Origin of the sequence: Stenotrophomonas sp. Iso1, from assembly GCF_027497995.1 — a bacterium.
GTDB lineage: Bacteria > Pseudomonadota > Gammaproteobacteria > Xanthomonadales > Xanthomonadaceae > Stenotrophomonas.
In genome coordinates, this window is the sequence record NZ_JAODBT010000002.1 from 496906 (window position 1) to 509742 (window position 12837).

Here is a 12837-nt window from a genome sequence, read left to right on the forward strand (position 1 = left end):
CGATGCGCATCCGCGATAGCCGCAGTCAGGACGAGCCACATATCGATCTTGTGCCATTGATCGATGTGATTCTGGTGCTGATCATCTTCTTCGTCGTCACCACCACATTTGATGCACGCTCAACCCTGCAGATTCAGTTGCCAACTGCCAGCGACCAGAAGAACACCTCGCCACCACGCTCGTTGAGTGTGTTGGTCAATGCTGACGGCCGCTACTTCATCAATGACCAGGAAGTGCTGCGCACCGACGTGGAGGCACTCAAGCAGACCATTGCGCAGGTAGCCGGTGACGACCGTGAGCAGACGGTGCTGTTGCGCGCCGACGCACGCACGCCGTACCAGGCCGTGGTGACCGCACAGGATGCGTTGGGTCAGCTGGGCTTCCGTCGCATCGCCATCGCTACCGCGCCCGAGGCAAAGTCATGAGCAGTACAACGGAGACAGCCTGGCAGACCTACAAGCGGCTTCTGGCTTTTGCAAAGCCGTATCGGGCTCTGCTGTTGGTGGCGCTGTTGGGCATGCTGATCGAGGCGGCTGCCGGCATGGGTTTCCTGGCGTTGATGAGCCCAATCACCAACAACCTGGTGAATCCGGAAGACATCAATCCGTGGATGCCGCTGGCGGTCGTTGGTCTGTTCCTGGTGCGGGGTGTTGCCGGTTACCTGACCGATATCGGCATGGGCAAGGCTGCACGCAGCATTGCCCGCGACCTGCGCGTGCGCGTGCTTGGCAAATACCTGCGCCTGCCGGGGCAGCGTTTTGACAATGAGCCGGTTCCGTCGATGCTGGTGCGACTGGGCTCGGACAGTGATCAGGTGGCGCAGGCGGCCGTCGATGCGATGAAAGTGGTGCTGCAGCAATCGCTGCAGGCGCTGGGGTCGCTGGCAATGATGTTCTATTACAGCTGGCAGGTGACGTTGGCCATCTTCGTGTTGGCTCCGCCGCTGGCGTGGGTGATGAACAAGGTGGCCAAGCGCTATCGCCGCATCAGCCATCGCATCCAGGAGAGTGGTGCGGAACTATTGCAGGCCGCAGACCAGACGCTGTCCAGTCAGCAGGAAGTGAAAATCTACGGTGCCCAGCCCCGAGAGCTGGAGCGCTATTCAAGCCTCGCAAACAACAACCTTCGGTTGGCGATGAAAGTGGAGGCTACCCGCAGTATTTCCTCGGGAATGGTGCAGCTGATTGGTTCGGTAGGCCTAGCCACGCTGTTGTTCATCGCCGGTCACGAGGCGGCTGCCGGGCGCCTGACGGTGGGTGATTTCGTTGCCATGCTGATGGCGATGTTGACCATCATTCCGGCACTCAAGCAGCTGACGAATGTGCAGAACATGACGCAACGCGGCATCGCCTCGGCGCAGCGCTTGTTTGTGGTGCTGGATTCGCCTGATGAACCCGATACCGGCACCGTGCCGCTGGCACGGGCCAAGGGTGAGTTGGAATTCCGGAATGTCACCGCGCGCTACCCTGGGCAGCCCAAACCTGCATTGCAGGACATCAGCTTCGTCGCGCAACCCGGCACGGTTACAGCCATCGTCGGGCGCTCCGGCAGCGGCAAGTCGACGCTGATCAAACTGATCCCCCGCTTCTACGACGTGGAAAGCGGGCAGATTCTGCTCGACGGTCACCCGCTGCAGGACTACAAGCTGGCCGATTTGCGGCGGCAGATCGCGCTGGTGGGCCAGCAGATCACGCTGTTCAATGGCAGCGTCGCCGAGAACGTTGCGTATGGCGAGCTGCGCGAGCGCAGTCCGGAGCAGTTGGATCGAGCCATCGCCGGCGCCAACGCGCTGGAGTTTGTCGAACAGATGCCGGATGGCATGCACGCGCAGGTTGGGGCGAAGGGTAGCCGCCTTTCCGGTGGTCAGCGCCAGCGTTTGGCGATTGCCCGCGCGATGCTGAAAGATGCGCCGATCTTGATTCTGGACGAAGCCACTGCCGCACTGGACAACGAATCCGAACGCCTGGTGCAGGACGCGCTGCAGAAGCTCATGCCCGACCGCACCACGCTGGTCATCGCGCACCGCTTGTCCACCATTGAACATGCTGATCAAGTGTTGGTGATGGACCAGGGTCGCATCGTCGAACGCGGCAACCACCAGCAATTGCTGGCGCTGGGGGGCTTGTACGAGCACCTGTACCGCATGCAGTTCCGGGAGAGCCAGGACTGATGGACAAGCGTGGTCCGCAGACGCCGGCCTATTGGTACGACGACGCGCCCGTGCCGTTGTTCGCCCGGGTGTTGGCGCCGGTGTATGCCGGTATTTCCGGCCTGCGGCGGCAGCTGTACCGGCGTGGCTGGCTGCGTAAGCGGCAAGTGGCGGTGCCGGTGATCGTAGTCGGCAACATCACAGCAGGTGGCACCGGCAAAACGCCATTGACGATCGAACTGGTCAACCGCCTGCACGAAGCGGGCTGGAAGCCGGGTGTCGCCAGCCGTGGTTATGGTCGCGACGAAGCGCGTACGGCGCGCTGGGTCACCCCCGATCTTGCGGTCGAGCTGGGAGGCGACGAGCCGGCCTTGATTGCCTGGAAGACAGGTGCGCCGGTGCGCGTAGACGCCGATCGCGTCGCCGCCGCCAAGGCTTTGATCGAGGCTGGTTGCGACGTGGTGGTCTGCGACGACGGTCTGCAGCATTACCGGTTGGCGCGGGACATCGAAATTGAAGTAGTTGACGCGGTGCGCCGTTACGGCAATGGCCGGATGATCCCGGCCGGTCCCTTGCGAGAGCCGGTGGAGCGGGCGCGCGAGTGCGACTTCCGGGTGGTCAATCTGGGGCAGACCAGCGACGCAGCGGGGGAGGCGGCCGGTGCAGGTTTTGGAGAGTGGTCCATGCGCCTAAGCATCGCCACGGCGCGCCCATTGAATGGTGGCCGCGAACAATCGCTGCAGTCATTTGCTGGGCAGCGCGTGCATGCGGTGGCGGGGATTGCCAATCCACAACGTTTTTTTCAGATGCTGCGTACACGTGGTATTGGTGTGGTACCGCATGCTTTCGCTGACCACCACCGTTATGTGGCGTCGGACTTGTTATTCGGTAGCGAATTGCCAGTGCTGATGACCGAGAAAGATGCAGTGAAATGCCGCAGCTTTGCCAACCGCTGGCATTACGCCGTGCCGTTGCAGGCCGAACTGCCGGCAGCCTTCTGGATTGCGTTGCTTGACCGGCTGGGTAAGCTGGCGCGTGCTTGACGCCGCCAGCAACGGGTTGTTGATTGATCGGCGGTTCGGCCGTTGGTGAAGGGAGTTGAGATGAGCGTGATTCCAGAATTCGTCGTGGCCATTCCTGCCCGTTATGCCTCCACGCGTCTGCCGGGCAAACCGCTGGCATTGCTGGCCGGAGAGCCGATGGTGTTGCACGTGGCGCGTCGTGCGTTGGCCGCCGGGGCAACCGAGGTCTGGGTGGCGACCGATGACGCACGCATCGCCGATGCGGTGGCCGGCCTTGACGGTATTCAGGTTGCGATAACCGATCCTGCACATGCTTCTGGCACCGACCGCTTGGCCGAGTGTGCCCGTCATGCGGGCTGGGCCGACGATGTGATCGTGGTAAACCTGCAGGGTGATGAGCCGTTTGCGCCTGCAGCGGGTATTCGCGCCGTTGCCAGCGCATTGGCGGACAGTGGTGCACCGATGTCCACGCTGGCGATTTCCGTGGAAGACGCGGCCACCTTGTTCGATCCCAATGTGGTCAAGCTCGTACGCAATGCACGGGGCGATGCACTTTATTTCAGCCGCGCGCCGATTCCGTGGCACCGCGACGCCTTCGCCCGTTCGCGTGATGCATTGCCCGCAGCGCATTGGCTGCGCCATATCGGCATCTACGGCTATCGCGCGGGTTTCCTGCAGCAGTTTGCAGCGATGCCGCCGGGCACGTTGGAGCAGATTGAGTCGCTGGAGCAGCTGCGGGTGCTGGAGGCCGGGCATCGCATCGCAGTGGCCTTGTCACCGGCGCCGTTTCCGCCGGGCATCGACACGCCGGAGGATCTGGAGCGGGCCGAAGTACTGATGAAGGATGCGCATTGAAGCTGTTGGTCATCTGTCTGGGCAACATCTGTCGCTCGCCGATGGGCGAGGGCGCATTGCGGGCGAGGCTTGCCGAAGCCGGGCTGGCCGACCGGGTTCAGGTGGATTCGGCGGGTACTTCCGGCTGGCATGCCGGTGACCCACCAGATCGCCGTGCCGTGGCCTGCGCCAAGCGGCACGGGGTGGATATCTCCGGGCTTCGCGCGCGCCCGTTGATAGTCGAGGACTTCCTACATTTCGACCATGTTTTCTGCGCCGACCGCGACAATCTTGCCGAGGCCCTGAAGCTTGCCCCGGCTTCGGCCCGCGACCGGGCCACGCTTTGGCTGCCCTGGGCCGGTATTGGGGAGAGTGTGGTGGTGCCCGATCCCTATTACGGTGGCGAGGCGGACTTCGAGCACAGCTGGGCGCTGGTGGATGCCGCCGCCCGCGCTACCGTGCGGCGCCTGTTCCAACGAGATGACTCCGGCATAATCCCGACATGAACGAAAAACGCGCGATGGAATTGCCTAAGTCCGGCATCTGGCTCAACGCGGCTCCTGCCACCTTGCAGGAACTGCGCGGTCGACCGGTGGTGCTGGCTTTCGTCAACGGTACGTCGGTCTGGAGCATGCAGCGTGTCGCCGAGGTGATGCGCTGGCAGGCCCGTAATCCCGGGCGCCTGCATCTGATTGTGGTACAGACGCCGCGCTTCGAGTTTGAGCGTGAACCGCAGCAGGCGCTGAAGTTGTTGCGCCGGCAGGGCGTGAGCGCGCCTATCGTGTTGGATGCGCACTGGGATGCGTGGCGGCAGTTCGACGTGCAATCGTGGCCGACACTGGTCTTGCTGGACGCCCAGGGCGTTGAGCAGGAGCGGCTGGTGGGCGCAACTGGCGAGTTGGAGCGCGCGCTCAATGGGCTTTGCGAGAGCCAGCAGCGCCCATTGGACGAGGAGGGCTTCGGCAGCCGTGAAATCAACGCCGAGCCACGCCTGCCACTGCTGTTTCCGGGTGGCTTGGTAGTTACCGCTGAGCGTCTGTATGTGGCCGACACCGGCCATCACCGCATTCTTGAGTGCAACCATTCTGGCCGCGTGCTGCGGCAGTTTGGGCTGGGCAGCGCGGACCTCATTAACGGTGGTTTGGGTGAGGCAGCCTTCAATCGCCCGCAAGGGCTGACGCTGGTGCGTGATGTGCTGTACGTCGCCGATACCGGCAACCACGCGCTGCGCCGCATCCATTTGCAGAGTGGCCAGGTGGACACCTTGTGCGGCAACGGCCGCGCCGGGGATCCGCAGGCCGGCGTGCTGAATCAGCCTTGGGACAGCGCGCTCAATTACCCCGCCGACGTGGCGGTGGCCGACAATCAAATTCTGATCGCCATGGCTGGCGACAACCACATCTGGAGCTATGACCTGGGCAGCCGCGAACTGCGCTGGCGCTCGGGTGCTGGCGCGGTGGAAGTGCGCGACGGCAGCGGGCACCTGGCGGCATTCGCTCAGCCGACCAGTCTGGTCGCGGTGCAGCAGACCCTGTACGTCTGCGATTCGCTAGGTTCAGCGATTCGCTCGGTACAGCTTCGCGGCGACCTCGTGCAGACCTTGGTGGGGCAGGGACCATGGGAGTCGGGCAATGTCGATGGCCCGCGCCTGCATGCGCGCCTGCAGTACCCGCTGGCCATTGCAATGGGCCCGGATTCACCGATGCTGTGGATCGCCGATGCCGGCAATGGCTCGTTGCGTACGCTGCGTCTGGGCGGTGGCGACCTTTCCACCGTCAACCTGCCGCGCCGCCTGCATGGCCCGAGTGCGCTGTCGGTTGCCGCTGGGGCGATCTGGATCGCCGAAACCGACGCGCACGCCGTGCTGCGGTTTGATCCGCTCAGTGGCGAGCTGAGTGATGTGCCAATTGAAGGATGAACGAGAAAACACCCCGCACATTTGACGGCAAGGCATTTGCTGCAGCATTGAGCACCGCGCCCGGTGTTTACCGGATGTATGCAGCCGACGACACGTTGCTCTACGTCGGCAAGGCCGGTGCACTGCGCAAGCGCGTGGGCAGCTACTTCAATGGCTCGCCCAAAAGCACGCGCATCATGATGATGCTGTCGCAGGTGGCGCGGATGGATGCCACCGTCACCCGTACCGAGGCCGAAGCGCTACTGCTGGAAAACCAGCTGATCAAATCGCTGACGCCCCGCTACAACGTCTCGCTGCGTGACGATAAAACCTATCCGCAGGTGCTGCTGACTCGCGAACAATGGCCGCGTATCGCACTGCATCGCGGCCCACGCGCTATTCCCGGGCGTTACTACGGGCCGTATCCGGGTGTCGGTGCGGTGCGCGAAACGCTGAACCTGATGCACAAGCTGTTCAAGCTGCGTAGTTGCGAAGACAGTGTGTTCCGCAATCGCTCGCGGCCCTGTCTGCAATATCAGATCGGCCGCTGCAGTGCGCCGTGCGTGGAGCTAGTGGCGCAGGCCGACTACGACGAATCGGTGCGCTTGGCGGCAATGTTCCTGGAAGGCAAGAGTGACCAGCTTGCCGACGAATTGATGCAGTCGATGCAGGCAGCCAGCGACGCGCTGGAATTCGAACGTGCCGCGCGATTGCGTGACTTGGTGGCCTCGCTGCGTAGCATGCAGAACCGCCAGTATGTGGATGGGCGTGCTGCCGACCTGGATGTGCTTGCCTGCGCGATGCAGGGCGCCAGTGCCTGCGTGATGCTGTTGGCATTCCGTGATGGTCGCAATCTGGGTACTCGTGCGTTTTTCCCGCGTACCAACGGCGAAGACAGCGCCGAGGAAGTGCTGGCCGCATTCGTGTCGCAGTACTACGTTGAGCATGCGCCGCCGGCAGAAGTGTTGTTGGACCGCCAGATTCCCGATGCGGAGATGATCGAAGCGGCATTGAGTGCCTCGGCTGAGCGAAAAGTGGTGCTGAAGTGGAACGTGCGCGGCGAGCGTGCCGGCTACATCGACCTGGCCAGCCGCAACGCGCAGATCACGCTGGTCACAGAGATGGACAGCCAGGGCGCGCAGCGTGCACGTAGCGAAGCATTGCGTGAGATGCTCGGCTTGGCCGAGCCGGTGAAGCGCGTGGAATGTTTCGATATCAGCCACACCATGGGCGAAGCCACGGTTGCTTCCTGCGTGGTGTTCGACGCGGCCGGGCCGGTGCGCGCGCAGTACCGGCGTTACAACATCAGCGGCATTGAACCAGGGGACGACTACGCGGCCATGCATCAGGCCATTGATCGCCGCTTCCGGCGTGCAGTGGAAGAGGGCGGTGTGCTGCCCGACGTGCTGTTGATTGACGGCGGTGCGGGGCAGTTGTCACAGGCACAAGCGGCGTTGGCCGACTTGGGTGTGGAAGGCGTAGTGCTGGTGGGGGTTGCCAAGGGTGTGGAGCGTCGGGCGGGGCACGAGGCACTGGTACTGCCGGATGGGCGCGAGATTCGGCCGGGTGCTGCCTCGCCGGCCCTGCAGTTCATCCAGCAGGTTCGCGACGAAGCACACCGGTTCGCTATCACCGGCCATCGTGGCCGCCGCCAGAAAACGCGTATGACCAGCAAGCTGGAGGACATTCCAGGTATTGGCCCGCGCCGGCGTGCGAGCCTGCTCAAGCATTTCGGCGGCATCGCCGGGCTCAAGGCGGCCGGCGAAGCGGAAATCGCCCGGGTGGAAGGGATCAATGACGCCCTGGCTGCGCGCATCTACGCTAACCTTCATGGTCTGTCGGTGCCCGATCCGGCAGCGGAGTAGCGTTTCAATGAAATTGACTGTCCCCACCTGGCTGACGTTGTTGCGGATCGTGATGATCCCGGTGCTGGTGCTGGTGTTTTACCTGCCCTATGCCTGGACCAACTTCGCTTCAGCGGCAATCTTCGGCCTGGCAGCGATCACCGATTGGCTGGATGGTTGGGTGGCGCGGCGCTATGAACAGCATTCGGCGTTCGGCGCGTTTCTTGATCCAGTGGCGGACAAATTGATGGTTGCAGTGGCGCTGTTCCTGATCGTGCAGGGGCACCCCACGCCCTGGATGGCATTCTGGGCTGCGGTGATCGTGGGCCGTGAGATCGCGGTATCGGCATTGCGCGAATGGATGGCTGAGATCGGGCAACGCGCGAAGGTGCGCGTGGCAATGATCGGCAAGGTCAAAACCACGGCGCAGATGGTTGCGCTGTTGTGCCTGCTGTATTCGGTGTCGCCCAAAGTGCCGTACACGGATATCTGGATGGGTGCGCCGGTTTTCCATATCGGTGACTGGATGTTGGCGATTGCCGCAATGCTGACGCTGATCTCTGGCGTGCAGTACATGGTGGCTGCATGGCCGAGTTTGCGCGAAGAAGAAAAAACCGCCCGGGAACGCGCTAGAAAAAGTTAAAAGGGCTGTTGACAGGTAGGCGATTGCCTGTAGAATTTCGCCTCCCAAGCGGGAATAGCTCAGTTGGTAGAGCGCAACCTTGCCAAGGTTGAGGTCGCGAGTTCGAGTCTCGTTTCCCGCTCCAGTTTGGGATTGAATTGGTACCCGTCATGCGGGAATAGCTCAGTTGGTAGAGCGCAACCTTGCCAAGGTTGAGGTCGCGAGTTCGAGTCTCGTTTCCCGCTCCAATTCAAGTTCAAAGGCTGCCGTCGTATAGGCGCCTGGACGGGCTGGGTAGTTCGTTGTCATGGCTGGCTGCGAATTCTCCCTGAAGGAAGTTGGAAGCAGCTTCCAGGTGATGTGAAGAAAATTGTTAAAAATGCTGGCGCGTTGATTCTGAAGTCTGTAGAATGCGCCGCAGCACAAGCGGGAATAGCTCAGTTGGTAGAGCGCAACCTTGCCAAGGTTGAGGTCGCGAGTTCGAGTCTCGTTTCCCGCTCCAGATTCTGAAAAGGCCCCGTAAAACGGGGTTTTTTCATATCGGGAAGAATTTTCCCGGTGATTCAAGATTCAAAGTTTGGCCTGGTAGCAGAGTGGTTATGCAGCGGATTGCAAATCCGCGTACGCCGGTTCGATTCCGACCCAGGCCTCCATTTGAAGCCCTGAGAAATCAGGGCTTTCTTTTGCCCGGATTTTGACCCTGATGACCTTGTGCCCGCCAAGCTTGGCTGGCTGCGAAGGCCGCCACTGCGCGCTGATTGCGCTAGAATCCAGCCAATCCCCTGCTGATAGGTGGCCCGCGCAAAACGCCGGTCGAGTGTGCGACATGAGCACTACTGCTACCCACTGCTGATGTCCCGCCACAGCCCTGTTGCAGGCGCCGTTGTGGCGCTTTTTTATTGCCCCGAACTTCCTGTCAAGCCGTGCCGAAAGCCGGCCATGACTTCTGGTGAATCCCCATGATCAACATCACTCTCCCAGACGGCAGCGTCCGTCAGTTCGAAAATCCGGTCAGCGTCATGGACGTGGCCCAATCCATCGGTGCCGGTCTGGCCAAGGCCACCATCGCCGGTGTCGTGGATGGCGTGCAGGTCGATGCCAGCGACCTGATTGATCGTGATGCGTCGCTGCGCATCATCACCGCCAAGGACGAAGAGGGCGTGGAGATCATCCGCCACTCTTGCGCGCACTTGGTGGGTCATGCGGTGAAGCAGTTGTACCCGGACGCCAAGATGGTGATCGGCCCGGTCATCGCCGAAGGTTTTTACTACGACATCTACAGCGAGCGCCCGTTCACGCCGGAAGACATGGTGGCGATCGAGAAGCGCATGGCTGAGCTGATTGCGACGGATTATGACGTCATCAAGAAGATGACGCCTCGTGCGGAAGTGGTCGAAATCTTCAAGGCGCGTGGCGAAGATTACAAGCTGCGTTTGATCGAGGACATGCCCGAAGACATCACGGCGATGGGTATGTATTACCACCAGGAATACGTGGACATGTGCCGCGGCCCGCACGTGCCGAACACGCGTTTCCTGAAGTCTTTCAAGCTGACGCGCATCTCTGGCGCGTACTGGCGTGGCGATGCCAAGAATGAGCAGCTGCAGCGCGTTTATGGCACTGCTTGGGCCGACAAAAAGCAGCTTGAGGCCTACATCAAGCGCATTGAAGAAGCCGAAATGCGCGATCACCGCCGCATCGGCAAGCAGCAGGATCTTTTCCACCTGCAGGAAGAAGCGCCGGGCTTGGTGTTCTGGCATCCGAAGGGCTGGTCGATCTGGCAGGTTGTCGAGCAGTACATGCGCAAGGTCTATCGCGACAGCGGTTACGGCGAAGTGCGTTGCCCGCAGATCCTGGACGTGAGCCTGTGGAAGAAATCCGGTCACTGGGATAACTACCAGGACAACATGTTCTTCACCGAATCGGAGAAGCGTACCTATGCGCTGAAGCCGATGAACTGCCCGGGCCATGTGCAGGTGTTCAACCAGGGCCTGCACAGCTATCGCGACCTGCCGATCCGTTACGGCGAGTTTGGTTCATGCCACCGCAACGAGCCGTCCGGTGCGTTGCACGGCATTCTGCGCGTGCGTGGTTTCACTCAGGACGATGGCCACATCTTCTGTACGGAAAGCCAGGTTGAAGCGGAAGTGACTGCCTTCCATCAGCAGGCGCTGGCGGTGTATGAAGCGTTCGGCTTCGATGACATCCAGATCAAGATCGCGCTGCGCCCCGAATCGCGCCTGGGCGACGATGCCACCTGGGACAAGGCCGAAGGTGCATTGCGCACGGCGTTGTCGAGTTGCGGTGTCGAGTGGCAGGAGCTGCCGGGCGAAGGTGCCTTCTACGGCCCGAAGATCGAGTACCACCTGAAAGATGCCATCGGTCGTACTTGGCAGTTGGGCACCATGCAGGTCGACTTCATGATGCCGGGCCGTCTGGGTGCCGAGTATGTGGATGAAAACAGCCAGAAAAAGCACCCGGTCATGCTGCATCGCGCTATCGTCGGCTCGATGGAGCGTTTCATCGGTATCCTGATCGAGAACCACGCCGGCTCGTTCCCGGCTTGGCTGGCGCCTGTTCAGGTGGTGGTGGCAAACATTACCGACGCGCAGGCCGAGTACGTTGAACAGGTTCGCAAAACCCTTGCGAATCAAGGCTTCCGGGTGGAGGCCGATTTGCGCAACGAAAAGATCGGCTATAAGATTCGCGAGCACACCCTGCAGCGGGTGCCGTATTTGCTGGTCGTGGGCGACCGCGAGAGAGACAATGGCGCCGTGGCAGTGCGTACGCTGTCGGGCGAGGATCTGGGCTCAATGTCTGTCCAGGCCTTTGTCGAGCGACTGCAGGCCGAATTGAAGCAGTAAGCTAGAGCCCCGGCCCCAACGGATATCCGTCGGGGCCGGTTCGATTCCACTGGGAGATTGCAATATCAGTACCCCTGACAACAAACAGAACCGCAAGAATCAGGAAATCCGGGTGCCGCGCGTCCGCGTGATCGGCAGTGACGGAGAAATGATTGGCGTGTTGACGCGTGATGAAGCGCTGTCGATGGCTGAAGATGAAGGTCTCGACCTGGTCGAAATCCAGCCGCAGGCCGATCCGCCTGTGTGCAAGATCATGGACTTCGGCAAGTTTAAGTTCGAGGCGCAGAAGAAGGCCAACGAGGCCAAGAAGAAGACCAAGCAGGTCGAGATCAAGGAAGTGAAGTTCCGTCCGGTCACGGATGAGGGCGACTACCAGATCAAGCTGCGCAAGATGCGCGGTTTTCTGGAAGAAGGCGACAAGATCAAGGTCAACATCCGCTTCCGTGGCCGTGAAATGAGCCATCAGGAACTGGGTCGCGAAATGGCCAACCGGATCGAGACCGATCTGGGTGAGGACATCGTGATCGAGTCCCGTCCGCGCCTGGAAGGCCGGCAGATGGTCATGATGATCGCGCCGAAGAAGAAGTAACCGGCAAGGTGGCGTGAAGTCGCCTGCCAGCTGAACAGGGAGGGGCGAAGGCCAGCCTCCCTGTTTGTATGCCCAGCCTGCCTGTTGCAGCCAGTGCTGCTTGCGATTGCAAGTGGCTGGCTCCATGGGCATAATGGGCGGCCCGGTTCGCCGGGATTGTTGTTTGTGTTACCCAGGACCTGCCTGCCTCCAATGGGAGTGTGGGCTTTAAACAGACAAGGGCACGGACGGAAAGTGTGGCGTAGCCACCGCCCAGTCAGTGAAAAGAGACCATCAAGGACATAGCAATGCCCAAGATCAAGACCAACCGGGCGGCGGCCAAGCGTTTCCGCAAGACCGCCTCCGGCAAGTACAAGTGCGGCCACGCAAACCGTAGCCACATCCTCACGAAGAAAGCGACCAAGCGTAAGCGGAACCTGCGTCAGACGAATCACGTCCGTGCAGAAGACGCAGGCCGTCTTGACCGTATGCTTCCCTATCTCTGAGGACTGAACCATGGCACGAGTAAAACGTGGTGTGCAGGCGCGCCGCCGCCACAAGAAAGTATTGGATCTCGCCAAGGGCTATTACAACGCCCGTCGCAAGGTTTTCCGCGTTGCCAAGCAGGCCGTCATCAAGGCACAGCAGTACGCCTACATCGGCCGTAAGCAGAAGAAGCGCAATTTCCGTTCGCTGTGGATCACCCGCATCAATGCGGCTGCTCGCATCAACGGCTTGAGCTACAGCCGTTTCATGAATGGCATGCTCAAGGCTGGCATCACCCTGGACCGTAAGGTTCTGGCAGACATCGCCGTGCACGACGCGGCTGGTTTCGCCGCACTGGCTGAAAAGGCCAAGGGCGCGCTGGCGGCATAAGTTCTTTCCATGGCGGTTGTGGCGTTCACGCGCAACGGCCTAAGTGAGACAATGCATGGGGAAGGGCGCGAGTCCTTCCCCATTCTTTTTTGTGTTGGTTGCTGCTGCCGATGGCTGCGCGGCGACCAGGCAATGGTGGCGACGGGGGTCGGCCCGGCGCT

General features: G+C 61.3%; 12 protein-coding genes and 4 tRNA genes. All 16 read left to right on the forward strand.

What is annotated here, in order from left to right; genetic code table 11:
* The first annotated feature begins 2 nt into the window (after nt 1-2).
* The 16 genes from PAN08_RS11165 to rplT all read left to right on the forward strand — a co-directional run bounded on the left by PAN08_RS11165 (nt 3) and on the right by rplT (nt 12676).
* Nucleotides 3-425 (forward strand): biopolymer transporter ExbD, encoded by a 423-nt coding sequence (locus PAN08_RS11165; protein WP_269791580.1) that lies wholly within the window; start codon nt 3-5, stop codon nt 423-425.
* Nucleotides 422-2170 carry a lipid A export permease/ATP-binding protein MsbA gene (msbA, locus tag PAN08_RS11170; protein WP_269791581.1) on the forward strand — a complete coding sequence of 583 codons (1749 nt, stop codon included), beginning with the start codon at nt 422-424 and terminating at the stop codon, nt 2168-2170. The genes PAN08_RS11165 and msbA overlap by 4 nt, the downstream gene beginning before the upstream one ends.
* Complete coding sequence (lpxK, locus tag PAN08_RS11175) at nt 2170-3192, forward strand: tetraacyldisaccharide 4'-kinase (RefSeq protein ID WP_269791582.1); 1023 nt, start codon at nt 2170-2172, stop codon at nt 3190-3192. The genes msbA and lpxK overlap by 1 nt, the downstream gene beginning before the upstream one ends.
* Nucleotides 3193-3261: 69 nt before the next feature.
* Nucleotides 3262-4026 (forward strand): 3-deoxy-manno-octulosonate cytidylyltransferase, encoded by a 765-nt coding sequence (kdsB, locus tag PAN08_RS11180; RefSeq protein ID WP_269791907.1) that lies wholly within the window; start codon nt 3262-3264, stop codon nt 4024-4026.
* Complete coding sequence (locus tag PAN08_RS11185; RefSeq protein WP_269791583.1) at nt 4023-4511, forward strand: low molecular weight protein-tyrosine-phosphatase; 489 nt, start codon at nt 4023-4025, stop codon at nt 4509-4511. Before kdsB ends, PAN08_RS11185 begins: the two co-directional genes overlap by 4 nt.
* Nucleotides 4508-5923 (forward strand): hypothetical protein, encoded by a 1416-nt coding sequence (locus PAN08_RS11190; protein WP_269791584.1) that lies wholly within the window; start codon nt 4508-4510, stop codon nt 5921-5923. Before PAN08_RS11185 ends, PAN08_RS11190 begins: the two co-directional genes overlap by 4 nt.
* On the forward strand, nt 5920-7767 hold the full coding sequence (gene uvrC, locus PAN08_RS11195; RefSeq protein ID WP_269791585.1) for an excinuclease ABC subunit UvrC: 1848 nt from the start codon (nt 5920-5922) through the stop codon (nt 7765-7767). The genes PAN08_RS11190 and uvrC overlap by 4 nt, the downstream gene beginning before the upstream one ends.
* 7 nt (nt 7768-7774) lie before the next feature.
* Nucleotides 7775-8389 carry a CDP-diacylglycerol--glycerol-3-phosphate 3-phosphatidyltransferase gene (gene pgsA / locus PAN08_RS11200; protein WP_269791586.1) on the forward strand — a complete coding sequence of 205 codons (615 nt, stop codon included), beginning with the start codon at nt 7775-7777 and terminating at the stop codon, nt 8387-8389.
* Nucleotides 8390-8437: 48 nt separating this feature from the next.
* Nucleotides 8438-8513 (forward strand) — tRNA-Gly (locus PAN08_RS11205).
* A gap of 27 nt (nt 8514-8540) precedes the next feature.
* Nucleotides 8541-8616 (forward strand) — tRNA-Gly (locus tag PAN08_RS11210).
* A 178-nt stretch (nt 8617-8794) separates the two neighbouring features.
* Nucleotides 8795-8870 (forward strand) — tRNA-Gly (locus PAN08_RS11215).
* 77 nt (nt 8871-8947) lie between these two features.
* Nucleotides 8948-9021 (forward strand) — tRNA-Cys (locus tag PAN08_RS11220).
* Nucleotides 9022-9327: 306 nt separating this feature from the next.
* Entirely contained in the window at nt 9328-11232 is a 1905-nt protein-coding gene (thrS, locus tag PAN08_RS11225) for a threonine--tRNA ligase (RefSeq protein ID WP_269791587.1), read from the forward strand.
* Nucleotides 11233-11296: 64 nt separating this feature from the next.
* Nucleotides 11297-11821 (forward strand): translation initiation factor IF-3, encoded by a 525-nt coding sequence (gene infC / locus PAN08_RS11230; RefSeq protein WP_332809981.1) that lies wholly within the window; start codon nt 11297-11299, stop codon nt 11819-11821.
* Nucleotides 11822-12108: 287 nt separating this feature from the next.
* Nucleotides 12109-12306 carry a 50S ribosomal protein L35 gene (rpmI, locus tag PAN08_RS11235; RefSeq protein ID WP_002811096.1) on the forward strand — a complete coding sequence of 66 codons (198 nt, stop codon included), beginning with the start codon at nt 12109-12111 and terminating at the stop codon, nt 12304-12306.
* A 10-nt stretch (nt 12307-12316) separates the two neighbouring features.
* Nucleotides 12317-12676, forward strand: coding sequence for a 50S ribosomal protein L20 (gene rplT, locus PAN08_RS11240; protein WP_057633722.1), 360 nt, complete (start codon nt 12317-12319; stop codon nt 12674-12676).
* Nucleotides 12677-12837: the final 161 nt, after the last annotated feature.